Source organism: Paenibacillus sp. FSL M7-0420 (assembly GCF_038002345.1).
In the GTDB taxonomy this organism is placed as follows: Bacteria; Bacillota; Bacilli; order Paenibacillales; family Paenibacillaceae; genus Paenibacillus_AQ.
On record NZ_JBBOCJ010000001.1, the window covers coordinates 2,701,837 to 2,725,398 of the forward strand.

The following is a 23,562-nucleotide window of genomic DNA, read 5'->3' on the forward strand; positions in this document are numbered from 1 at the left end:
ACCCATGAATAGGAGCGTGTTTATGAACATTCATGCACTGAGGCTTTTTTATTATGTGGCTGAGACGGGAAGCGTCACGAAGGCGGCTGCCCGGCTGAGGATCAGCCAGCCGGCGGTGACCAGCCAGATCAAGAGGCTGGAGAAGGATCTGGGACTGCCGCTATTCAATCCCAGCGGCCGGGGAATCTCGCTGACTCCCTTCGGGACAGAGCTGGCGAAGCAGGCCGGTAATCTCTTCACCTATGAAGAACGGATTGAGGAGTTCGTAGAGGATTACCGCCAGGGACGGAAGGGGAAGCTGCGCATTGCCGCCACCTATCTTCCGGCGAATTTCCTGGTCCCGGGCTGGGCCGCCCGGTTCAAGGCGGGGCAGCCCGAGATGGAGATTGAGATAACCACGACCAATTCCACGCAGGCCTTTGAACAATTGCAGCGTCATGAAGCGGATGTCGCCTTTTACGGTGGCGGAGCCAAGGAGAAGCCTGAGGATGTAGACTGGCTGGAGCTGTTTGAGGATGAGCTGTGGTTCGTAGTGGCCCCTTCCCATCCTTTTGCCAATGGTACGGTATCGCTGCCGGAGATGATGCAGGAGCCGTTCGTAATGCGTGAGGAAGGCAGCTCCACCCGGGAGCGTCTGGTCTCGCTCTGTACAACCTATGGTCTGAAGCCGCCGCGTGTGACCCTGCAATTCAGCGGGCTGGGCGAAGTCATTCGTTCGGTCATGGCAGGGTATGGCGCCAACTTCATCTCCTCACTGGCTGTGCGGGACTATGTGGAGTGGAAGCAGTTATGCCGGGTACAGGTGGAGGGCATTCAGCTTAGCAACCATATTGCTGTCTGTACACGCAAGAACGAGACCCTGTCAGCCGGGCTACAGCGGTTTATTGACATCTGCCGGCAATGATGAACAATAAGAATATATTCCTTTTCAATTAAAATATATTGATAAACGATAAATATTATGCTAAATTATACTCACTCTAACAAGTGAGGTGTTTGTGTGATGAACCGTAAGCCAGGCTCAACCACGTTTCTGAAGGCGGTACTTATTGTGTTCGCGCTGGCTGCGCTGGCCTTGTGTATCTTCGCGGTCCCGGCGATCGCTGGCTTCGCGGCGGAGCTGTATCCAGACCATTCGTATATCCAGGTGCTGGTGATGATAGATCTGTACGGGGCGGCTCTGCCGTTCTTCATAGCACTGTCCCAGGCCTACAGGCTGTTAGGCTTCATTGACCGTAATGAGGCGTTCGCGGAGGGCTCGGTGCGGGTGCTGAAGCATATCAAGCATGCGGCTGTGTCCATTAGCGGAATGTTCACCTTAGGACTGCCGCTGTTCTATCTGCTGGCGGAGAGGGATGATGCCCCGGGCATTATTGTGATCGGGCTGATCCTTATTTTCGCATCCATGGTGATTGCAGTATTCGCGGCGGTGCTCCAGAAGCTCCTGAATGAAGCGATTGAATTGAAATCTGAGAACGATCTGACAGTCTGAGGTGGCTACCATGGCGATTATCGTTAATATTGATGTGATGCTGGCTAAGCGGAAAATGAGTGTAACAGAGCTTACGGAGCGGGTGGGAATTACGATGGCGAACCTGTCCATTCTGAAGAACGGCAAGGCCAAGGCGATCCGCTTCTCAACGCTTGAGGCAATATGTAAGGCACTGGACTGCCAGCCGGGAGATATTCTGGAATATACACCGGATGCTGCAGAATAATGGGCACAGGGAGCGGGGAGGGGACGGTATTGAGAGCCATGACACGGCTGCTGCACTTCGGGTATCATCAGGCGATGAGCTGTATCTTTCCTGTAGCGATCTTCGGAACGTTAATCCTGACCCGGACAGCAGAGCTGCCGTTCATCCACCGCTATGATCTGATTCTGCTGATCCTGCTTACTGTGCAGTACCTGATGTACCGGAGCGGGCTGGAGACGCTGGATGAGATCAAGGTGATCTGTGTGTTTCATGGGATTGGACTGGTGCTGGAGATGTATAAAATAAGAATGGGCTCCTGGGCCTACCCGGAACCCGGTTATGCGAAGCTGCTCGGTGTGCCGCTGTACAGCGGATTCATGTATGCCAGTGTGGCAAGCTACATGTGCCAGATCTGGCGCAGGCTGAAGATGGAGTTGACCGGCTGGCCGGGTCTTGCCGCTGCGGGACTGCTGGGCGGAGCGATCTACCTGAACTTCTTCACCCACCACTATATTCCGGATTTCCGCTGGTGGCTGACAGCCCTGGTAGTAGTGGTATTCTGGAGAACCTGGATCATCTACCGGGTGCAGGGCAAGACGTACCGGATGCCGCTTGTGCTGGCTTTTGCCATTGTAGGCTTCTTCATCTGGCTGGCCGAGAATATTGCGACCTTCCTGGGGGCGTGGCAATACCCGGACCAGCACGGGAGCTGGCAGCTGGTCGGCTTCGGCAAGATCAGCTCATGGTTCCTGCTGGTAATTATCAGCGTGATTATTGTCGCCCAGCTTAAGCATGTGAAGGCCGGGCGGAGCGGCGGGGGACACAGTTAAGGCCATCATGGCCTGCCGGACCGGGTCCAATAAGCCAGGCCGTCCAGCGGATTACGGAAGGACGGTCCGGTTCCGCCGGAGACGGACGGGATTAGCGAACATTGTTCCCCGTTGGAATCAAGGGAGAATAGCTGTTCAATATGATAGACACCGGGAGACGGTGCTGACTCATAGAGTCTCAAGGCGACTCCAGCAGCCGTTGCCGCTGTGATGGATGCTTCATGTACGCCTGTAATTCCGTATTCTCTGGTGGCGGGCCTGTCATCCTTCGTGCCGCAGGCATCGACTTTGACCGCGTAGCGCTCGGAGCCGAAACGGAAGCGGGTGAACGCCTGGACCGCGAGGTTGCGGAGTGTCCGGTTACGCAGCAGACGGGAGAGTCCGGTGCGGCGCAGCAGCGCTGCGGCTGTGGTCATGCTCCGAGAATCGAAGCAGAGCCGGGTCGAGACGGAAGGTACGGCAAGGGTCTGAGGCAGAGTCATCTGATCCGAAAAAGGAAAACGGTAGGCTCTATGCGTCCGCAGAGCAAAGCCGAAATCCGCCGCCTTAGCCTCCGTGAAGCTTGAGGCGGTGCGCGGTCTGCCGTGCTCGGTAATCTCGAAGTCGGCTCCAAGGTTGTCCACCGTCCACTCCATAGCCGCCTGTCCATGGCTGTCACCCAGTCCCAGCATGATCGAGATGTCGATCTGCTCTGTATGGTCCAGCTCCTGGACGGCCCTTGCCGCAAGCAGGTTGGTTAACCCCGGCGCGAGCCCGACACTTAGCACTGCTGCCGCCTTGAGCTTATGCTTCACAGGGTCCAGCCTTTGCAGCATAGTCAGGAAGTCTCCGCTTGCCGAGACATCTACATAATGAGTGCCGCTCTGGAGGCAGGCTTCGGCCAGCCGGGTGTCCTGCTGATCCAGACACATGACGACCAGCTTGACCTTCTCCAGCAGCTCAGGGGGAAGCGGCTTCTCTGCCGACAGGCGCAGCGGCTTCACGTATCCGCCGGTACTGCGGGAGAATTCCTCGGCCCGGTTCAGGTTTCTTCCTGCCGCGTAGACCTTGCCGGGGTGCTGTGCCCCGAGTAGCCGGCATATCTGTGACCCGACATGCCCGTAACCGCCGATCACTACAATATCTGTTTTCATGAGTATTCCCGTCCTTCGTGGTGGATTGCAGAATCTGCGGTATAATTAACGTTACGTATCATTATCCTGCTAAGGCGGGCGGCAGACTATCCCACATTTGTGGGATTTCGGGGAGGGAAGGGCAGAAGATGAACAAGGGAGTACATAGTCTATTACAGCTTGACCCTGCCCGGGGCGGGCCGGTGCTGGATTCCCAGCAGTACCGCGAAGCGGTGATTGCCAGGCTCCGCCTGCTGGTTCCGTTCGCTGCGGCCTGTTGTACGACAGTAGACCCGCACACGCTTTTAACCACAGGGGCGGTCACGGAGCAGGGACTGGAGGAGGTTCATCCGCTATTGTTCGAGTATGAATATCTGCATGAGGATTATATGAAGTATGAGCAGTTAGCGGTGTCGGATATTCCGGCAGTCTGCTTAAGCGGAGTGACCGGGGGAAGTCTGGAGAAAAGCGCGCGTTACCGCAAGGTGCTGCAGCCCGCCGGATTCGGGGATGAGCTGCGTGTAGCGCTGCGCACCGGCGGGGTCTGCTGGGGGTTCCTGACCTTATTCCGTCCGCTGGGCCAGCCGGCGTTTCAGGAGCAGGAATGCGCCTTGCTGGCTTCGGTAGCTCCGCTGATCGCTGAACGTCTGCGGGCGTATGCCTCTGTCCTGCCGGTATCCGGAGCGGACCGGGCCGTGCCGGAGGATAACGGTATTCTGGTGCTGAGTGAGCAGCTGGTCCCGGTCAGTGCGAATGCAGCAGCCCGTTACTGGCTGAAGCAGATCTGGAACCTGGAGCTGCTGGAAGAAGGGCAGCTTCCCGGTCCGGTGCGTGCCGTCTGCCTGCGGGTGCTCGGCGCGAAGAAGCCCGCCGGAACCGGGACTTCTCAGGCAAGAATAAGTCTCCCAACCGGAGACGGGGCGTATCTGACAGTTACCGCAAGTTTGCTTGGCGGCCCGCAGAGACAGCTCGCCGTATCCTTGGTGAGTGCCCGCTCCGGGGATGTCTTCCGGCTGCTGGCCGAAGCCTTCGCCCTTACTGCGCGGGAGAAGGAGCTGGCAGAGCTGCTGGCGCTGGGGTTATCGACCAAGGAGCTGGCGGAATCGCTGCATATCTCCGCCTACACCGTGCAGGATCATTTGAAGTCCATCTTCGCCAAGACAGGCGTGTCCAGCCGCAGAGAGCTGATCAGCCGGCTGTTTTCACGATAGAGGAGGTGGGGGGGGCCGGGTCCAAAAGAGAAGTAGCAGTGATGTCTTTCAGCCTTAACATTTCGCTGCTCTCTAGTCATATCTGTTTCGCCTTCTCGCGCTCAAGACTGTGTTATTTTGCTACATGTCACAAGGGGCTGTCCCAAAAGCCATGAAATGGCTGCTTGGGACAGCTCCATTAAATCGGCCGGAAGCGGGCCGGATGGGAAAATGAAAGGGATAAATCCCATTAAATCGGCCGGAAGTGGGCCGGATGGGAAAATGAAAGGGATAAATCCCATTAAATCGGCCGGAAGCGGGCCGGATGGGAAAATGAAAGGGATAAATCCCATTAAATCGGCCGGAAGCGGGCCGGATGGGGAAATGAAAGGGATAAATCCCATTAAATCGGCCGGAAGTGGGCCGGATGGAGAACTGAAAGGGGCTGTCTCAAAAGTGATTTTCTATGAGCGACGACAGCCACTTGCAGAAATCCCCGGAAGCCTCGATTGTTCTTCAGTTGTCCAAGCAATTTCCGGTTCTGTCATTCAGCGTACAGCGAATGGGTCGTCTTTTAAGGCAACACATCCTTACGCAACTGGCGAACGTCCTCTGAGCGATTTTTTTGTTTCTTTTTTAGCATGGATGAGTCGTTTCCCACTTAAACAGCGGTGCGGACGGAACGATTGTGTAAAAGCGGAAGCGGTCGCCTTTGTGTCCGGATTTTCACCGCTAAGGGGAATGAAAAAAATCTGGACACAACAGCGATTGGAACAACGGTCCGTTTGCGGAGCGTCCACCTAAGTGCTCACGTTGGTCCCACTCCGCAATAAAGAGCTGTCCCAAGCAGCCATTTCATGACTTTTGAGACAGCCCCCTTTAACTTAGGATGAATTGCAGCCGGTATTATTCTGCCGGGTTAATTACGAGCGCAGTGTCTTCAGCGCGCCGCTCCAGGCCAAGACCTGATCCAGCATCGCGTTGACGTTGGCAGCATGCAGGTCAGCCGGCTTGAACACCGAGCCGTTCTCGAAGTCGGTGAACAGCGAGAGCAGCGGGTGGACGCGAACATCGGCAACGGACAACTCGCCGAGAATACCGCGCAGATGCTCAGCGGCGCGGGCGCCACCGGCGGAGCCGTAGCTGACAATTCCGGCAGCCTTGTTGTTCCATTCTTCGCGGGCAGAATCCAGTGCGTTCTTCAGTGCCCCGGAGAGACTGTGGTTATATTCTTGGACGATGAATACGAATCCGTCCAGCGTAGCCAGCTTGGCGGCCCAGGCCTGGGCTTCGGCGTAGCTGTCGCTCTCCCCGAGCAGCGGCAGCTTGAAGTCGGCAATATCTACGATTTCGTAATTGGCATCGCCACGGGCGTCAGCAATTCCCTTCACCCATTCGCCTACCTGCGGGCTGACGCGGCCCTGGCGTGTGCTTCCGAGAATAATTCCGATGTTAAGTGTTGTCATTGTAATTCCTCCTCGAATTTTGTTTTCCGTAATTTGTTTTGTTTGATATGTTTTTATTATAGATGATAACTTTAATAAAGCAAGTGAAATTTTGAAACCTAGTTAAATTTTTAGCTAAAAATTAAAGCGGCCCAATCGCAGACCCGAATCTGGGAAGGCAATGGACCGCAATTGGTGTTATGTCTCTAGTTGCAGCTAATGGCGGGCTTCGGCCGATTTCACTTTTCCGGCCAGCCGTTTAACCACATAAGGTATGGTGATGGAAGTCAGGATAACAGTAAAAGCAATCTGTGCTATAGCTGTATCTGCATAAGGAGCATAAGCCGGGTTGAATCCGGCAGCCATCCCGGGCACGACCATCGATAGACCAGCGACTGAACAGGTAGCCGCCGCTGCATACCCCGGGCGTTTTAACAAGTGACGGTCAATCATAACCAGCGGCAGCAGACAAAGCAGGAAAAAGAGTAAGGTTAGCAACAGACCGGATAAGCTCGACCGGAAGGCCAGGCTCAGGTTGATGCTAGACCCGAAGCTGATGCCGAGGAATGGCAATAGGATCACTGTTCCCGGAGCAAACATCTTCTGAAGGTTAGCATCAAGATTGCCAAGTAGTATACCTACGGCAAAAGGGAGCAGCGTGGCCGCCACGCTAAGATAATCAATTCCTGCCCCGCTGGCCGAATTCAGGATCATGACCGGAATGACCGGAACAGCGATCAGGTTCAGAATTCCAAAGGCAGCCTGATCCATCTCATCTCCATAAGAATGCATCAGTGCCAGATATAGCCCCGGATTGCAGCTTGTCATCACGGCGATGAAGGCAATGGCAGAGATGCCGCCGAAGCCCTCTGCGCCGAACCCCTGCACAAAGGCCCAGCCGATCAGCCAGGCGATCAGGATTCTTGCCAGAACATGCACCCCGGCGCGCTTCAGTGTAGCAGGGAGCAGGCGGAGGTCCAACTGCGTCCCGGATACAAACAGGATCAAGCCGATAAGCACCATCGTTCCTCTGGAGGTAAACAGAGCGGTTGTAGGATCACCAATGCCGAACAGCTGCGGAAACACCGTGTTGACGGCGGCTGCCAGAAGCATGGGGACGATGAGCAGACCGCCGGGTATTTTTTGGACAGACCGTAGTATATTCATACTGCCTACAGCTCGGCCCCGTTCGTCCGGATAACATTCTGATACCAATAGAAGGAATCCTTGCGGGTTCTCTTCATCGTCCCGTTGCCGTAGTCATCCTGATCCACATAGATGAACCCGTAACGTTTGCTCATTTCCGAGGTAGAAGAGCTGATCATGTCAATCGGCCCCCACATGGTATAGCCTATCATTTCGACACCATCCTGAATGGCCAGCCCCATCTGTTCGATATGTTTTCTCAAGAATTCTATGCGGTAAGGATCGTTCACAGTACCGTCTTCATTCAACTTGTCGTAGAAGCCTGAGCTGTTCTCCAGAATAAACACAGGCTTATTGTAGCGGTCATACACCAGGTTCAACGTATACCGCAGCCCAACAGGGTCGATCTGCCAGCCCCACTCATTTTCCGGCAAATGCGGGTTTTTATAGACACTGTGTACGTTGCCTGCCGTCAGTTCGAGCTGCTCTGTGTCACTGCTGGAGATCATGGAGTTGTAGTAGGACATACCAACGTAATCCGCCGTATGTGCACGGATGCTATCCAGATCGCCATCCTCGATGTGCAGCGTGATATTTTTGTCTTTGAAATAAGTCTTGGCGTAATAAGGATATTCGCCCAGGTTCAAGACATCGAGGAAGAACTGGTTTTTCATCTGGTCATCCTTCTGCATCTGGAGGGCATCCTCCGGTTTGCAGGTGTACGGATAGGTAGTGAAGTAAGCTACCATGCTGCCGATTTGGTTACCCGGATCAATCTTATGCGCCAGTCTGGTTGCTCTGGAGGCTGCCACGAACTGATGGTGCAAGCCCTGGAACAGCATTTCCTCATAATTCGGTTTATCGTATTCGATAATTCCGAGCGTTTTTGCTCCGGCTTTGACACTCATATTGATCTCATTGAACGTCACCCAATACTTTACTTTGCCCTTGTAACGCTTGAATAACACCTCGCAGTATTTGACATATAAGTCCACCAGCCTGCGGTTATACCAGCCGCCGAATTTGTCAATCAGCACGATTGGCGTATCGAAATGACTAATGGTGATCAGCGGCTCCATGCCGTGCTTCAGACACTCCTCAATCACCTGATCATAGAATTGCAGCGCCTTCTCATTAGGGGCCGCATCATCCCCTCCAGGGAACACGCGCGCCCATGCGATAGAATAACGGAATACCTTGAAGCCCATTTCGGCGAACAGAGCGATATCTTCACGGAAGGTGTGGTAAAAGTCGATGCCGCGCCGTTTTGGATATTTCACAGTATCCGGGTCGTTTTTGGCTTCCTCGATCATTTCGCGGTTAATTCTCAACTGCTTGGTTACTTTACGATCATTATTCTTATTGAATTGCATCACATCAGGAATGGTCAGACTCTTCCCGTCTACATTATATGCACCTTCCGCCTGACAGGCGGAGAGAGCGCCTCCCCACAGGAAGCCTTCCGGAAATAGAGACTGTGTCATGATATTGTTCCTCCTTGATTGGTATGAGTTATGGAATCAGTTTGAGCAGTGCTCCGCTTTCTTGGATGGGACCGCTATCAGAGGCCGTCAGTACATCGGCGAACTGCTGCATATTGGTCACGACAATAGAGGTAATGGTAGGATACCCATCGGCAATAATTCCTGCGGGATCGAATTCCACCAGCAGATCACCAGCTTGTATGGCTTGTCCTTGCTCTACATAGGATTTGAAATGTTTGCCTTTCAGGCTCACCGTATTTACGCCGATATGAATCAGTATTTCTACGCCGTTAGCAGCTTTAAGCCCGATGGCGTGCTTGGTTCTGTACAATGCCTCAACCACTCCGTCAAAAGGGGCATACACTCTGCCTTCACTCGGCACAATAGCAATGCCTTTGCCCATCAGCTCCTGAGAAAAGGCTTGGTCCTCAACCTCGGCTAACGGCTTAATTTCACCTGTCATCGGACTGACGATCAGCATACCAGCGGTATCCGCAGCGCGGGATACCGAAGGGGTGGCATCCTGAGCGGCTGCCGGCGAAGCGGCGTTCTTCTTAGCCTTCGTAGTGGCTTGCCCGCCCGCATCTTCCTTGATGCCTGCGAGCAAGGTGAATACAAATCCCAGAACGACTGCTGCGATGGACCCGATCACAATATAGACGTATCGGTCTGCTGTATACGTTCCCAGGGCCAAGACTCCCGGAAGGGCGATAGCATTTGCACTCGCATGAACAATACTGTAGAAACCGCCTACGATTCCGGCTGCCGCACACCCGGCAAAGAACGGCCGTTTGTAACGAAGATTCACACCGTAAATCGCCGGCTCGGTAATGCCGAACAGGGCGGTGAAGCCGCTGGACCCGGCTGCGGATTTCATCGTATTGCTCTTGGTGAGGACGAAGACACCGAAGGCGGCTCCCGCCTGGGCAAGGTTAGCTGCAAGAGAGGCCGGCAGCAGCATGGTTGAGCCTATGCTGGCAATCTGTTGAATCTGGATCGGCATAATGGCGTAATGCATGCCAAACATAACCATAATGGGCTTGAAGAACCCAAGAATCGTACCTGCCAATACGCCAACGGTTGCATACAGGTAGTTGATGCCGTCGGTCAGCCAAGTACCGATATAAGAGCCGACCGGTCCAAGTACGATCAGTTCCAGCGGGATCATGATGAACAATACAATCATTGGAGTTAAGAGCACCCGCAGAAACTTGGGAATGAATTTGTCCACTACAGGGTAGAGGTAGCTCATGACCCACACGCCCAGAATGATTGGAATCACCGACGAGGAATATTTCATCAGCAGGATCGGCATGCCGAGGAAATCGATTGTTTTCACGCCGGTTTCGGCAATTTTGGCTGCGCCATCCAGAATCACGGGATGCATTAATCCGGCAGCAAGCGCAACGGCCAGATACGGATTGGTTTTAAATTTCTGGGCAGCACTTACAGCGATGAAGAAGGGCAGGAAGTAGAAAATCAGATCGCCAATCATATTGACGATGGACAGGAACCCGGAGCCTTCCATCCATCCTAGCGCTGCCAATACTGTAGCCACGCACTTGATCATACCGCAGCCGATCAAGGCCGGGAGCACTGGAGTGAAGATGCCTGCAATCGTCTCAAGGACCACATTTACCGGATTTTGTTTCTTTTTGGGAGCTGCATCTCCGTCTTCGCTCTGGAGGTTCCCCGAGGTGAGATTGCGCAGCTCAGCATACACAGCATCTACCTTGTTCCCGACCACCACTTGAACCTGCCCGCCTGCATTCTGCGCCTTCAGTACGCCTTCGAGTCGGTCCAGCACCTTCAGATCGGCCTTTCTGTCTTCTTTAAGCACGAATCTCAGCCGTGTTGCACAGTGGGTGAGCGATGAGATATTACGTTCGCCGCCTACAAGCTCCAGTACGTTTTGGGCCAATTCCTTGTTGTTCATGACCATTCTCCTTACATAAAGTAGTCTGGGAATAAAAAAATGACCAAGCCAGGGAATCGTCATTCCCGTGTGCTTGGTCATGCCTGATCGAATCAGTAACAGTCCAATTCATAGTATGCAATTATCGGGCAGGGCCGGCTAGTCGTTGGAGATTAACCTTTGAATGTGAAGAATCAGATACAGCTTCTCATCATTGGTGCAGCTCCAGCCGTAATTGTTCTGCAGGAATGCCGCGATCTTCTCCACACACTCCAGTTCACGCGGGAATTTCTCTGTTACCATCTCAAACAACGCTTCATTCTCTTTCTTCAGCGACTTGCCGCTCATCTGCCGCATGATGAAATAGCGGACATGGGTGGCGAAGCGCATGAAGTGAATGGACTCTTCCTCAAAATCAATTTTCAGCGCGTATTTGATGATGGACAGCATCTCGCCGGTAACGGTGGTAATTTTGGTTGTATCGCTCATTTCTCCAGACCCCACCTGGGCATTCACAAAATGTAAGGCAATCAGGGTCGTTTCGGCTGCCGGGAGACGGACTCCCGCTGTAGCTTCAATTAACCGGACTGCAGCTTCACCTACACGGGTCTCATCCGGGTATAGGGTGCGCACTTCCCATTCCAGCGGATTCTTGATGGAGACACCTTCACGGGTTCGGGCCAGAGCAAAGCTTATATGGTCAGAGAGAGTGAGCAGCAGATTGGTATTGAACGTCTTATGCAGAATGTCGCTGCCCATGGTAATGACTTCTTCCGCCAGATAGATATGCTCAATCGGAATGCTGTTCAACAAGTCGTACATGCGGATGTTTTTGGGAGCGACAAAGATTTTCTCCACCACCATATCGGTTTCAGTCAACTGATAGGGGGTCTTTGGGAAACCAACGCCCTTGCCAACCACAAACACTTCCTCATTGTTGTCATTAATAGCAATAGCTACATTGTTGTTCACTTTTTTGATGACCTTCATACATACTCACCTCCCCGCCAAATAAAAAATGACCGAAAAGGATTACAAAAAAATGTAATCGTTTTCGGTCATGCCTGGTTGCCCAGTAACAGTCCGTGTAAGGAATATAACCTTATTATAATCAGCAGCTTCGAAATGTCAATCATGCATTTTATGGGTATTAGAAATCAATTTATATGTCACTTCGCATAACATTGAATAGCTAATTTTAGGCTCGAATACGAAATATTCAGCGAAATAATTGATTGTCATGATGAAATTAGCTTAAAATACACTCAACAAGTCAGTTATTCTGACATATAATTAAGCAATCTTATGTATCTATAATATATGAAGAGGTGGGGCAGCCATGATAGAGGAAAAGAAACGGCAGACAGAGCTTGAACTCCCGCGTGATTGCACCTTCTCGCCTGAAGACTGGCGTATTCTGGCCCAGTACTGGTATCCGGTGGCTACGGCAGCAGAGGTACAAGATCAGCCGGTGGCCGTGAAGCTGCTGGATATGAAGCTGGTATGCTACCGCAGCGGAGGCAAGGTGGTTATTGCCCGGGATCTGTGTTTTCACCGGGGAGCCCCGCTGAGTAAGGGATGGGTGGAGAACGGGGAGATTGTCTGCCCGTATCACGGGTTCCGCTATAATTGTGAGGGGAAATGTACTGCGGTACCGGCACATCCAAGCGCCAAAATCTCGCCCAAATTGAAATTGATTGTCTATCCGGCCATCGAACGCTACGGTCTGATCTGGACCTGCCTGGCAGATGCGCCGGAGCAGATTCCCGCCTTCCCGGCCTGGGATGATCCCGACTATATTAATATTCTGATTCCGAGCTTCGATATCGCCGGCTCCTCCGGGCGGCAGATGGAAGGCTTCCTTGATGTATCCCATTTCGCTTACGTGCATACGGCAACCTTCGGTGACCGCAATAATACAGAGGTTCCCCAGTACAAGGTGTGGCGTGAAGGAGAGACGGAGCTGGTGGCCGAATACTGGAGCACGGTCAGCAACTATGGCAAAGGGCAGGAGAATCCTGCACCGGAAGGCTTCCAGTGGCTGCGGGAGTTCCGTGTATTCGCACCGTTCGCCGCATCGCTGACGGTCTATTTCCCGGATGAGGGCAGGCTGAAGATTCTGAACTGTGCATCTCCGGTGTCGGCCCGTTATACCCGGCTGTTCTGCCCGATCTCGCGGAATTTTGACAAGAACGCTCCCTTGGAGGATACGGTGAAGTTCAATCTGCAGGTGTTCCAGGAGGATGCGGAGATGGTGGAATCGCAGACGCCGGAGGATCTCCCGCTGGATCTGCAGGCTGAAGCCCATATTCCGGCAGACCGCACCTCCATTGCTTATAGACAACTGCTAAGCAGTCTAGGGCTGGGGCAGAATTATACGTCCTGATTCATCATTTCAATCTTAGGCATTATTAACAGCACACGCCCGGCAGCAGAGAGCAGAAGCTCGGCAGCCGGGCGTGTGCTGTTGTGTTGATTGGGTGGAGGCTGCTGCGAAACGCAAAGCTGGCGGCAGCAGCTAGACCGTATAATTTTCCAGCGACAGGCTCAATCTTCCGTCCACCAGCCCGATTCTGTGCAGGCTGGCATAGGAAGCAGGGAATTTACTGCCCCGGTTATTCCAGTCGATCCCTTTGATGATGTGATAGATGATATTTATGACACCGCCGTGTGTAACAATAATTATGTTATCATCGGGGCCGCTGTCCGCATGCTCTTCGCAGAGCCGGGTGAAGGTCTCTTGAATCCGTGTGAAGAATTCGAGCGGACTCTCTCCGTCAGGGTAACGCTCGTCCATCCGCAGTCCTGAGAAGTATAAGCCGGGGTAACGTTCATTCACGATTTCGTTCGGCATGCCGGCGATCACACCATTGTTCATCTCCCGCCAATCCATATTGCGCTCCAAGGGTAATTCTAGCTCTCTTGCCAGCTCGCCGGCTGTATCCAGCGCCCGCTGCAGATCGCTGCTGACTATACGTTGTATAGGGAATGAAGCCGAATTCTCTCTCAAAAAACAGCCCAGCTTCTCGGCTTGTCTGTAGCCTTGGGTATTTAGTCCCCGCTGGCTCCATCCGCCGCGATATCCTTCGTCGTCCTTGCCGTGTCTTACCAGATAAATCGCCAACTGCTCTTCGGCCTCCTTTAAGTAGGATACCCTGCTAAGTCTATCACTCACTTTCCAGAATGTTCAAGAACAGAAGTTACAATTGCGTGTCTGGCTGCGGAGCAACACAGCTGACAATACCCGGACACAGCTTGCTTGGAGGGTTCAGGATTGCTTATTTTAGGGCACGAAGACAATACGCTGCTGATTGTCTGGCGGATTCTTCCATACTTGTTCAATCTGAGATAACGGATAAATGATAGGGTTCGCTGTAAGCTGACCCTCTGCAATCGCCTCAATCAACGCCGGGAATTCGGCCAGATATCCGGCAGGCGTGACGGACCCCTGGCCGCTGCCGATGATCTGGAAGTTGGCAGAACGGAGTGCAGCGGAAGGAATCGCGGCGTCCGCGCCTGCCATGGAACCGATCTGAATCCAGGTTAACAGCCGGCTGCGGTCGGACCGGCGGGTTAATATCGGGAGCATGGAGAGTGCAGCAGGATCACCCCACAGATAGTCGAGAACGATATCCACTTCAGCTGAGGCTTCGCCGAGGTTCCGGGACACTGCCCCGGGATCCCCGGTAAGCGATATGACTGCATCTGCACCATACTGTGTAAGCGAACGCAGACGTTCCGGGTTCCGCCCGGCAGCGATGATCTGACTGGCTCCCATAAGCTTGGCGATCTGCACAGCCATCTGCCCGGAGTTGCCTGTAGCACCCAGAATGAGAACCTTGAACCCGGGCTTAGCCTGAACCCGGCGGCGGAGAGTCACCCAGGAGGACATAGCCGGATTCATCGCGGCGGCGATGAGCACGGGATCGGCATCTGCGGGCAGCTGGACAGCGCGGCGAAGATCGATGAGGGTCTGGTCTGCGAACGATCCCGGGGCATTATCGGCGGCTACAAAATAGACCAGCTTGCCATCCGGGAGCCGTCCGACGCCATCAATGCCTGGGATTAGCGGCAGTTCATCCGTACTGGTGTAGTGAGAGCCATTGGCTTGTGCCCGGACCCGGAGATGTAGTCCGGCAGCCAGCACATCTACCAGAGCTTCGTGTTCTCCTGAAGGTACCGGAGCTGCAAGCTTTTCGTATTTCGGACCTGAATCGAAGGATCTTACAATAGCAGCGTACATAAATAGGCCTCCATTTACCCGGATAGTTACCAGGTGAGTGATTTTGGTTTGTGAAACAAACTAAAAAGTTTGTAATACAAATAATATAGTTTGTATTACGTACAAAGTCAACGGCTACTGTGTTACAATAGGAGCGAACAGGTCTGAAATATACAAAAGTGCGGAGTGAAATCAATGAGCGGTTACGATAATTCTTTTGATAAGCTGGAGGATCTGTCGATGGTAGACAGCCTTGTGCAGCTATCCTTCCTGGTTCAGAATATCCTTGCCCGGATAGGAACGGAGCATGATCTGTCAATCATTCAGATCCGTCTGCTGGGGATACTGCGCGACCGGGAGCCGGGCATGCTGCAGCTGGCCAAGCATCTGGGCCTCGACAAATCCAGTATTACAGGGCTCGTTGACCGGGCGCAGCGCCGCGGGCTGGTAGAACGTACCGTATCACAGAGTGACCGGCGGGCATTCAATGTGAGGGCTACTCCGGCAGGCTGGAAGATTATTCACGAGGTCGGGGAGCAGATCGAGCGTCAGATTACGGCGGTAACCGATGGTCTTACCGGAGAGGAACGGGCGCAGATGATTGCCCTGGCCAGCAAGATTCTGGTCACTGCACCTGGGGTGAGCCGCTGAACGATAGGGTTCGTGACGATGAAGCATATAGGAGGGATTTCCATGGACCAGGAACTTATGAATGAACTGGCGTCTCAATTCAAGAATTCGCTGAAGGTGCTGAACGCGGTCGGTGCCGAGACCCGGCAAGCCATCCTGATGGCCTTGCTGCAAGGGCCGCAAGATCCGGGCATGCGTGTAGGCGAGATAAGAGGGATCACCCACTTTTCCCGTCCGGCCGTGTCCCATCATCTGAGAATATTGATAGAAGCGGAGATAGTTAGCGTCCGAAAAGAAGGCACCCGCAACTATTACCGGCTTGATTCTGGAAGCAAGCTGATGGTGCTCAAAAGCCTGGTGAACGGGCTGGAGAAGGTTCTGGCACAATGCGAGCGTGAAGCAGGGATTCTCTGATTATGGAGAATCCCTGCTGTGCGGTATAGGCTAATGCTAAGAATGTGTTGGCGTGAAGGCACGTGGTCCAAACGTATGCGGAAAATTTAAGCTACCTTGTTCCAGCAAAGCATGCTATGCTATAATCAATTACCGACAGACAGTCGGTCGGTAATTATTTTTCACAAATAATGCTACGGTTACAGCCAAAGTTACATGTACAGTTACACTCAAAGTTAGTACAATCCCAGCCTCACCACAAGGAGACATGACCATGAGAGTTGTAAAAGAAGCGGAAGCCCGCAGAAATGAGATTCTGGATGCAGCAGAGGAGCTGTTCGGACAGAAGGGCTTCGACGGTACCAGCACGGGCGATATTCTGGGCAAGGTCGGCATTGCGCGCGGGACACTGTATTATCACTTCAAGTCGAAGGAGGATATTATGGACGCGCTGATTGAGCGGACGAATGCCGCTATCCTTCATGCCGCTCAGCAGGTTGCTGAAGACAAGAGCATCCCCGTCATCGACCGGATTCTCCGTGTAGTCATGGCGCTGAACATCAGCAGCGGAGAGGGGAGCAGCACGGAGATCATGGAGCATATCCACAAGCCGCAGAATGCGCTGATGCATCAGAAGGTTCAGAAGGCGGTTATCCGCAGCGTTCCGCCCATTCTGGCCTCCATCATCAGCGAGGGGATCGAGCAGGGGATATTCAATACTCCCTATCCGTACGAATGTATGGAGATGGTTGTCATCTATGCCACCACCATTTTTGATAATGACATGGTTGAAATGACGGAAGAAGAGCGTATGTCACGCATTCTGGCCTTCATCGCCAATGTGGAACGGCTGCTCGGTGCCGGGAACGGAAGTCTGATGAGTGTAATGCAGATGTTCGGCGGCTCCGGTGGAGTGGAAGCGGGCAATGGTGATGAATAGATCCGGAACAGGCTTCGGCAGATTCCTGTTTCTGTGGTCAGGGCAGCTGATTTCGGCTATCGGCGGCGGGCTCACCGCGTTCGGGCTGGGGATTTATACCTTACAGCAGACCGGGCAGGCTTCGGCTATGGCGCTGGTGACATTACTGGCATTCATGCCTTCGCTGCTGCTTAGTCCAGTCGCAGGCGTGCTAGCGGACCGCTATGACCGCAGACTGCTGATGGTGCTGGGGGATACGCTCTCTGCCTTAGGTCTGATTTATATTCTGGTCTGCCTGCTGAATGGAGATGCGCAGCTGTGGCAGATCTGCTTAGGGGTGACCGTCAGCTCGGTATTCTCCTCGTTGCTTGATCCCGCCTATAAAGCTACGATAACCGATTTGCTTACCGAGGAGCAGTATACGAAGGCCAGCGGGTTTGTGCAGATTGCCGGCTCCGCCAAATATCTGATTTCGCCGCTCATTGCCGGGCTGCTGCTTACAGTCTCTGATGTGAAGCTGCTGCTGATTATCGACATCTGTACTTTTTTTCTAACCGTGCCTACTACGCTTGCGGTCCGCAGCGGTCTTCCCTCCAAAAAGACGGAGCAGACACCAGCCTTTATCCGTGAATTTCAAGAAGGCTGGAGAGCAGTCTCCGGGAATCGGGGAGTACTGGTGCTGGTGATTATGACCTCGGTCATGACCTTCTTCATCGGGTTCATCGAGACCTTGTCCATGCCGATGATTCTGGCGTTCTCTAATAGTGCCGTCTTGGGGACGCTTGAGACGGTCATGGCATCGGGAATGCTGGTGTCGAGTGTCATTATAGGGATGCTGCATATACAAAAAAATTTCGTGCGCATGCTGGCAGTGTCGCTTTTTTGCTCAGGAATCAGTATCGCCGTCTTCGGACTGCGTGAGAATATTGTGCTGATTGGCGCTGCCGGATTTATGTTTTTTGCCATGTTGCCCTTTACGAACACAGCCCTGGATTATCTGGTCCGCACCAATATTGACAATTCCGTTCAGGGGAGAGCCTGGTCATTGATCGGACTGCTCTCACAGCTAGGATTCGTGGCGGCTTATATGCTGGCAGGTGTGCTGGCAGACTACGTATTTACTCCCTTGCTGGTGAGCGGCGGAGTTCTGGCGGATAGTGTGGGGCGGATCATCGGCACTGGCAGCGGGCGGGGGATGGGACTTCTCATCATCATTGCCGGGCTGCTGTTAAGCGCTGCTTCGGTCATGATCTATCGGCTCAAATCCATTACAAGTCTTGAGAGCAGGGGGTAACTTATGTTTTACCGAATCATCCGCAGAGATATCCGCACAAGTAAGGGAATTACACTGACGACTATGCTGTTCGTAGCGGCCGCTGCCATGCTCGTCTCTCTGTCAGCCATTCTGGTCGTCAATCTGAGTGGGGCCATCGATCATCTGATGACGCAGGCGAAGACGCCGCATTTCCTGCAGATGCATTCCGGCCAGCTGGATCAAGACCGGCTCAAGGCCTTTGCAGAGCAGAACAATAAGGTTGAAGAACACCAGGTGCTTGATTTTCTCAATGTAGAAGGCGCGAGGATTGTCATGGACGGGCATACGCTTGCGGACAGTGTTCAGGATAACGGCTTCAGCACACAGAGCGGGAAGTTTGATTATCTGCTTGATCTGGACGGGAAAGTGATTGATGTACGGGGCGGCGAGGTGTATGTCCCGATCAGTTATATGAAGGATGGCTCCGTCGAGGCCGGAGGGACGGTTACCGTGGGAGACACAAGTCTCACCGTAGCGGGGTTCCTGCGGGATTCACAGATGAACTCACTGCTTGCTTCGTCGAAGCGGTTCCTCGTCAGCCCGGCGGATTATGCGGAGCTGGCGCAGTACGGAACCACGGAATACCTGATTGAGTTCAGACTGAAGGACCTGTCGATGCTGGGGGCCTTCGAGACAGACTATACCGCAGCAGGACTTGAAGGCAACGGCCCGGTGATTACATATCCCCTGTTCAGAGTGCTTAATGCGATCTCGGACGGACTTATGATTGCGGTGATCCTGCTGGCGAGTGTGCTGGTTGTTATTATTGCTTTTCTATGTATAAGGTTCACCCTCATGGCAACCATCGAGAGCGATTACCGGGAGATCGGTGTCATGAAGGCCATCGGTCTGCGCGTCTCGGATCTCAAAAGAATCTATCTGGCCAAATACGCAGCGATAGCAGCTCTGGGGAGTATCCTCGGCTTGGCATTATCGTTCAGCTTCAGAGGTCTGCTGCTTGAGAATATCAGGCTGTATATGGGCGAAAGTGCGCATCCGGCACTTGCTCTGGCCTGCGGCATCCTTGGAGTGCTGCTCGTATTCCTCATTATTGTTGCCTATGTGAACAGGGTGCTGAAGCGTTTCCGGAAGATTTCAGCTGTCGAAGCCATCCGTTTCGGCACATCCCGGCAGACCCGGGCGGGCTCAGGGCGGTTTACCTTGAGCGCCAACCGGCTGCTGAACACGAATGTTTATTTAGGCGTTAAGGATGTCTTGTCCAGAAAAGCTCTATATGCAACTATGCTTGCAGTACTCGTCATCTCTTCCTTCCTTATGATTGTGCCCCAGAATCTCTATCATACGATCTCCTCTTCAAGCTTCATTACATACATGGGCATCGGTGACAGTGATCTGCGCCTGGATATCCAGCAGACGGACCATATTCCAGAGAAGGCCGCAGATATTGCGCGGGTGATGGAGCAGGATGTGATGATCTTCCGTTTTGCCGTGCTGACCACTCAGGCGCTGAACGTGAAGCTGGACAATGGTGTCGTTGAGCGGATAAAGGTTGAGCTGGGCGACCATTCTATTTTTCCGGTTGCCTATGGTGAAGGACATGGCCCGGTTGCAGCGAATGAGATTGCCCTCTCCGCCGCGAATGCCAAGGAGCTGGGCAAGCAAGCCGGTGATTCCCTGACCCTGCTCGTAGACGGAGAAGCGAAGGAGCTTACGGTGTCCGGGATTTATTCGGATGTGACCAACGGCGGGAAAACAGCCAAGGCCACCTTCACCACGACTTCTGATCAGGCCATGTGGGCCGTGATTTATGCGGAGCTTGCAGATTCCATGCTAATCAGCAGCAAGGTGAGCGAATATGCAGAGCGGTTCAGTTATGCTAAGGTGTCTGATATCGGGGAATATGTGACGCAGACCTTCGGCTCTACCATTAGCTCAGTCGGTAAGGCTGCATGGGCTGCTCTAGCCGTGATGCTGGTCCTGAATGTACTGATTACACTCTTGTTCATGCGGATGCTGGTAGCCAAGGACCGTTACTCTATTGCCGTCATGAAATCGATGGGCTTCCGGAATTCCGATCTGACTGTACAGTATTATGCGCGTTCTATATTTGTACTGGTGACCGGGATGATTCTGGGCATCCTGCTGGCGAACACTCTGGGGCAGATTCTTGCCGGGGCTGTGATCTCCTCCTTCGGGGCTTCGTCGTTCAAGTTCGTGGTCAATCCACTCTCGGCGTATCTGCTGTGTCCGCTAATCATGACCGGTTCTGTACTCATCGGGGCGGTTATCGGCACATCGGGCATCGGTCGAATTCAAATATCCGGCAATATTAAGGAGTAGATCAAGAAGATGAAGAAGATCATTTCGGGAGAAAATATAACCAAACAATATGGCACTGGCGGGGAGCAGCGCAAAGTGCTGGACGGGGTATCCGTCGATATTCACGAAGGTGAATTCGTCTCGGTAATGGGACCCTCAGGCTCAGGGAAGTCCACGCTGATGTTTGCACTGAGCGGAATGGACCGGATCGACTGGGGGCTGGTTACTTTTGAGGGCAGGGATCTGGGGATACTTGAAGAGGATGAGCTTGCGGATCTCCGCAGAACGGAAATGGGCTTCGTGTTCCAGCAGCCGACACTGATGAAGAATCTGAACATCCTGGACAATATTATTCTGCCGTCGATGCGTGACAACAGGCGGAAGGTTGCAGCGATTATGGATAAGGCGCAGCAGCTTATGGAAAAGGTGGGGATCGCGGAGCTGGCGAAGCGTGATATTACAGAGGCTTCGGGTGGACAGCTGCAACGGGCGGGTATCTGCCGCGCGCTGATGGGCAGCCCGCGGATTATTTTCGGGGATGAGCCAACCGGCGCGCTGAATCTGAAGGCTGCCGAGGAGATCATGGACCTGCTGTCCGGAATCAATGAAGAAGGGACGGCAATCATGCTGGTCACCCATGATGCTACTGTGGCGGCCAGGACGCAGCGGATTATGTTCATGTGCGACGGCCGGATTGTCGATGAGATACGCCTGCCGAAATACAACGGAGGGACGCTGGAGCCCCGCATGAACTTAATCACGGCAAAAATGCGGGAGATTGGGATTTAATGGTAAAGTTTTTGAATTCACGTCCTCTGAAGCTGCAAAATTACTGATAGAAAAATCACTAAGTATCTAATGGCTTAGTGATTTTTCTATATAATAAAATGTAATTATGTTGATATTAAAGGTTTTAATGTTTAAAAAATATAATAATTACAAAGTATTCCAATTTATTTGTTTTTGTGCTATATTAATTGCACAAGAACATGTTACTAGAGTTGATTGTGAAAAAAATCTCATAACTGTTTGATATATTCCTATTTTTAAGAAAGAGGTGGGAAAATGAGTACACTGAAATGCCATGAGGAAATTGGGCGGTTATTCGCATTGAAACAAAAAAGTGAGATTCAACGACTAGGCAAACTTTTCTCAACGGAAACAAATAATTACTATTATGATACTGGAACGGGAAAAGTCTTACAGTTAGATGATGATTCTTTTAAAATCATGCAGTGTCTCTTCGAAGTATCTGATGTTAATGATGTCAATGAAATGTTGATCGTACAAGAAATAACCATCTCAGCTATTAAAGATTTTTGCCAAACGGTTATTGATGAACAGCTATTCCGTGCATTAAAACCCGAACGTTTGTATACGCCAGGGCATAACGAACTTTTAGAGGAAAGGGTTAACAATGAGTTATCACAAGTGATTCTGGAATTAACAGGTCGTTGTAATTTGCGGTGTGGATATTGTATATATAATGAAAATTGCGACTTAAACAGAGATTTCAATCACAGTGATATGAGTCTGGAAATTGCAAAGGCAAGCATTGATTATGCGGCACAACATTCCGGAGAGAAAATAGCTGTTACCTTTTATGGAGGAGAGCCGTTACTCAAATTTGATGTATTGAAATGGGCAGTAGAATATTCTTTGGAAGCTCTAAAGGGAAAAAAAATCACATTCTCCTTGACAACAAATCTGACATTAGTGACAAAAGAAATAGCGGATTTCTTGGCAGCGGTTCCAGGTATGGGGGTTGTTTGCAGCTTGGACGGTCCGGAATATGTGCAAAACGCATATAGAAAATATGCTAATGGAGAAGGCAGCTTTTCTCGGGCACTTCATGGTCTGAGGCTGATGAGTGATTCGTTTTCGAAAAGTGAAAATTCAATCTCCATAAACGCTGTATTTGCACCGCCGTATTCACATGAGAAGCTGAATGATATTAATTCTTTTTTCTCGGGTTTGGATTTCTTGTCACCTAATGTAGATATTAATATTGGTTATGCTGCAGAAGGTAGTATTCCTAATGCAGATATTAAATTTAAGAACAAACATGACGCTAAACCCAAAGAAATAGATCCTTTGTGGTCATGGTTGGAAGAATCGGCCTTAAGTCGTCCAGTAATCAGAGATCATATTAATAATATTTCTTCTTCAGGCATCGAAAGCTCGTTAATCAGCATTGAAAAACGTTATCTTTCGAAAATCCCTGGTGAATTTTATCCCTTTAATGGTTGTTGTACTCCTGGAGCACGCAGACTTTACATAACTACAAATGGAGAATTATATGTCTGCGAACGCGTAGGCAATTCACCTTCCATTGGGAATATTAAGGATGGCATCGATTTTAGTCGACTTAAAAAATACTATGTTGAAGATTATTCTGAAGGATCAATTGAGCAATGCCAAAACTGTTGGGCGATAAGATTGTGTTCCGTGTGTTATGCGCATAATTATACAGAAACTGAATTTAATGCATTTGAAAAAAACAGAAAATGCAACTTGCGCAGAAGTATACACCTCAAGGATTTAATTCTATATCATACTGTACGAGAAACTTCACCTGAGAAGTTGGCATTTTTAGAACATACTGAAATTTACTGATGATATTTTTCCTCGAATTTTGAGGATTAATATAAATAAATTAATGATAGAGGAGGTGTAAGAACCATGTTAGTAGTTAACCCTTTATTTCGAAATCAAGATGATGCCTTGACAGCAGCGCATAAATGTAACTGTATTTGTAATGTGGATACTCCTAATCAACATGATAATACAGGTGACAGAGCGTGGTGGTGGGGTGTTCCGGATTGCGGATGTGGATGTAACAGCAATATTACTGATAATAAAGAACGTAATACGAGTACAGCAAGTGACGGATCATAGTAATGTGAACTTATAAGGTGATCTAACTTTACGTTAGCTCACCTTTATTTAATATTCTTATACTCTCTAATCGAGGAGATACGATT

General features: G+C 51.6%; 23 protein-coding genes. 15 read left to right on the top strand and 8 right to left on the bottom strand.

Annotated features, from left to right (window positions below):
* Window positions 1-22 precede the first annotated feature (22 nt).
* From MKX51_RS11190 to MKX51_RS11205, 4 genes are all read left to right on the top strand, one after another.
* Complete coding sequence (locus MKX51_RS11190; RefSeq protein ID WP_340941654.1) at window positions 23-904, top strand: LysR family transcriptional regulator; 882 nt, start codon at window positions 23-25, stop codon at window positions 902-904.
* Window positions 905-1,003: 99 nt separating this feature from the next.
* A complete protein-coding gene (locus tag MKX51_RS11195; RefSeq protein WP_340941653.1) occupies window positions 1,004-1,492 on the top strand; it encodes a DUF2975 domain-containing protein in 489 nt (162 codons plus the stop codon).
* Window positions 1,493-1,502: 10 nt separating this feature from the next.
* On the top strand, window positions 1,503-1,718 hold the full coding sequence (locus MKX51_RS11200) for a helix-turn-helix domain-containing protein (protein WP_340941652.1): 216 nt from the start codon (window positions 1,503-1,505) through the stop codon (window positions 1,716-1,718).
* Between the two features lie 29 nt (window positions 1,719-1,747).
* Complete coding sequence (locus tag MKX51_RS11205; protein ID WP_340992396.1) at window positions 1,748-2,527, top strand: DUF817 domain-containing protein; 780 nt, start codon at window positions 1,748-1,750, stop codon at window positions 2,525-2,527.
* Between the two features lie 5 nt (window positions 2,528-2,532).
* Here the strand turns inward: MKX51_RS11205 and MKX51_RS11210 are convergent, their stop codons facing one another.
* Window positions 2,533-3,660: a saccharopine dehydrogenase family protein gene (locus MKX51_RS11210; RefSeq protein ID WP_340992397.1), complete on the bottom strand. Its 1,128-nt coding sequence runs from the start codon at window positions 3,658-3,660 to the stop codon at window positions 2,533-2,535.
* Window positions 3,661-3,788: 128 nt separating this feature from the next.
* Between MKX51_RS11210 and MKX51_RS11215 the strand changes: the two genes are divergently transcribed.
* Together MKX51_RS11215 and MKX51_RS11220 are read left to right on the top strand one after the other, a co-directional pair.
* A complete protein-coding gene (locus MKX51_RS11215; protein WP_340992398.1) occupies window positions 3,789-4,850 on the top strand; it encodes a LuxR C-terminal-related transcriptional regulator in 1,062 nt (353 codons plus the stop codon).
* Window positions 4,851-5,006: 156 nt separating this feature from the next.
* A complete protein-coding gene (locus MKX51_RS11220) occupies window positions 5,007-5,633 on the top strand; it encodes a hypothetical protein (protein WP_340992399.1) in 627 nt (208 codons plus the stop codon).
* Window positions 5,634-5,752: 119 nt separating this feature from the next.
* Here MKX51_RS11220 and MKX51_RS11225 read toward each other — a convergent pair whose 3' ends face one another.
* From MKX51_RS11225 to MKX51_RS11245, 5 genes are all read right to left on the bottom strand, one after another.
* Entirely contained in the window at window positions 5,753-6,295 is a 543-nt protein-coding gene (locus MKX51_RS11225; RefSeq protein WP_340941647.1) for an NADPH-dependent FMN reductase, read from the bottom strand.
* A 195-nt stretch (window positions 6,296-6,490) separates the two neighbouring features.
* Complete coding sequence (locus MKX51_RS11230) at window positions 6,491-7,441, bottom strand: 2-keto-3-deoxygluconate permease (protein ID WP_340941646.1); 951 nt, start codon at window positions 7,439-7,441, stop codon at window positions 6,491-6,493.
* A gap of 5 nt (window positions 7,442-7,446) precedes the next feature.
* On the bottom strand, window positions 7,447-8,904 hold the full coding sequence (locus tag MKX51_RS11235) for a glycoside hydrolase family 1 protein (protein WP_340941645.1): 1,458 nt from the start codon (window positions 8,902-8,904) through the stop codon (window positions 7,447-7,449).
* Between the two features lie 28 nt (window positions 8,905-8,932).
* Complete coding sequence (locus tag MKX51_RS11240) at window positions 8,933-10,840, bottom strand: beta-glucoside-specific PTS transporter subunit IIABC (RefSeq protein ID WP_340992400.1); 1,908 nt, start codon at window positions 10,838-10,840, stop codon at window positions 8,933-8,935.
* A gap of 138 nt (window positions 10,841-10,978) precedes the next feature.
* Window positions 10,979-11,809 (bottom strand): PRD domain-containing protein, encoded by an 831-nt coding sequence (locus MKX51_RS11245; RefSeq protein ID WP_036729881.1) that lies wholly within the window; start codon window positions 11,807-11,809, stop codon window positions 10,979-10,981.
* 349 nt (window positions 11,810-12,158) lie between these two features.
* On the opposite strand from MKX51_RS11245, the gene MKX51_RS11250 reads away from it, so the two are divergent.
* On the top strand, window positions 12,159-13,205 hold the full coding sequence (locus MKX51_RS11250; protein ID WP_340941643.1) for an aromatic ring-hydroxylating dioxygenase subunit alpha: 1,047 nt from the start codon (window positions 12,159-12,161) through the stop codon (window positions 13,203-13,205).
* A 132-nt stretch (window positions 13,206-13,337) separates the two neighbouring features.
* Here the strand turns inward: MKX51_RS11250 and MKX51_RS11255 are convergent, their stop codons facing one another.
* Both MKX51_RS11255 and MKX51_RS11260 read right to left on the bottom strand, forming a co-directional pair.
* A complete protein-coding gene (locus MKX51_RS11255; protein ID WP_340992401.1) occupies window positions 13,338-13,943 on the bottom strand; it encodes a histidine phosphatase family protein in 606 nt (201 codons plus the stop codon).
* A gap of 159 nt (window positions 13,944-14,102) precedes the next feature.
* On the bottom strand, window positions 14,103-15,062 hold the full coding sequence (locus tag MKX51_RS11260) for a quinone oxidoreductase family protein (protein ID WP_340992402.1): 960 nt from the start codon (window positions 15,060-15,062) through the stop codon (window positions 14,103-14,105).
* Window positions 15,063-15,236: 174 nt separating this feature from the next.
* Here MKX51_RS11260 and MKX51_RS11265 point away from each other — a divergent pair, with 174 nt between their 5' ends.
* From MKX51_RS11265 to MKX51_RS11300, 8 genes are all read left to right on the top strand, one after another.
* On the top strand, window positions 15,237-15,692 hold the full coding sequence (locus tag MKX51_RS11265) for a MarR family winged helix-turn-helix transcriptional regulator (RefSeq protein WP_340992403.1): 456 nt from the start codon (window positions 15,237-15,239) through the stop codon (window positions 15,690-15,692).
* A gap of 42 nt (window positions 15,693-15,734) precedes the next feature.
* Window positions 15,735-16,085 carry an ArsR/SmtB family transcription factor gene (locus MKX51_RS11270; protein WP_445322002.1) on the top strand — a complete coding sequence of 117 codons (351 nt, stop codon included), beginning with the start codon at window positions 15,735-15,737 and terminating at the stop codon, window positions 16,083-16,085.
* Window positions 16,086-16,338: 253 nt separating this feature from the next.
* Window positions 16,339-17,004 (top strand): TetR/AcrR family transcriptional regulator, encoded by a 666-nt coding sequence (locus tag MKX51_RS11275; protein WP_340992405.1) that lies wholly within the window; start codon window positions 16,339-16,341, stop codon window positions 17,002-17,004.
* Window positions 16,997-18,277 carry an MFS transporter gene (locus MKX51_RS11280; RefSeq protein ID WP_340941635.1) on the top strand — a complete coding sequence of 427 codons (1,281 nt, stop codon included), beginning with the start codon at window positions 16,997-16,999 and terminating at the stop codon, window positions 18,275-18,277. The genes MKX51_RS11275 and MKX51_RS11280 overlap by 8 nt, the downstream gene beginning before the upstream one ends.
* A 3-nt stretch (window positions 18,278-18,280) precedes the next feature.
* Window positions 18,281-20,599, top strand: coding sequence for an ABC transporter permease (locus tag MKX51_RS11285; RefSeq protein WP_340992406.1), 2,319 nt, complete (start codon window positions 18,281-18,283; stop codon window positions 20,597-20,599).
* Between the two features lie 9 nt (window positions 20,600-20,608).
* Window positions 20,609-21,367 (top strand): ABC transporter ATP-binding protein, encoded by a 759-nt coding sequence (locus MKX51_RS11290; protein ID WP_340992407.1) that lies wholly within the window; start codon window positions 20,609-20,611, stop codon window positions 21,365-21,367.
* Between the two features lie 276 nt (window positions 21,368-21,643).
* Window positions 21,644-23,194, top strand: a complete 1,551-nt coding sequence (locus MKX51_RS11295) for a radical SAM/SPASM domain-containing protein (protein WP_340992408.1) — start codon at window positions 21,644-21,646, stop codon at window positions 23,192-23,194.
* 66 nt (window positions 23,195-23,260) lie between these two features.
* On the top strand, window positions 23,261-23,476 hold the full coding sequence (locus MKX51_RS11300; RefSeq protein WP_340992409.1) for a hypothetical protein: 216 nt from the start codon (window positions 23,261-23,263) through the stop codon (window positions 23,474-23,476).
* The last annotated feature ends 86 nt before the right edge of the window (window positions 23,477-23,562 follow it).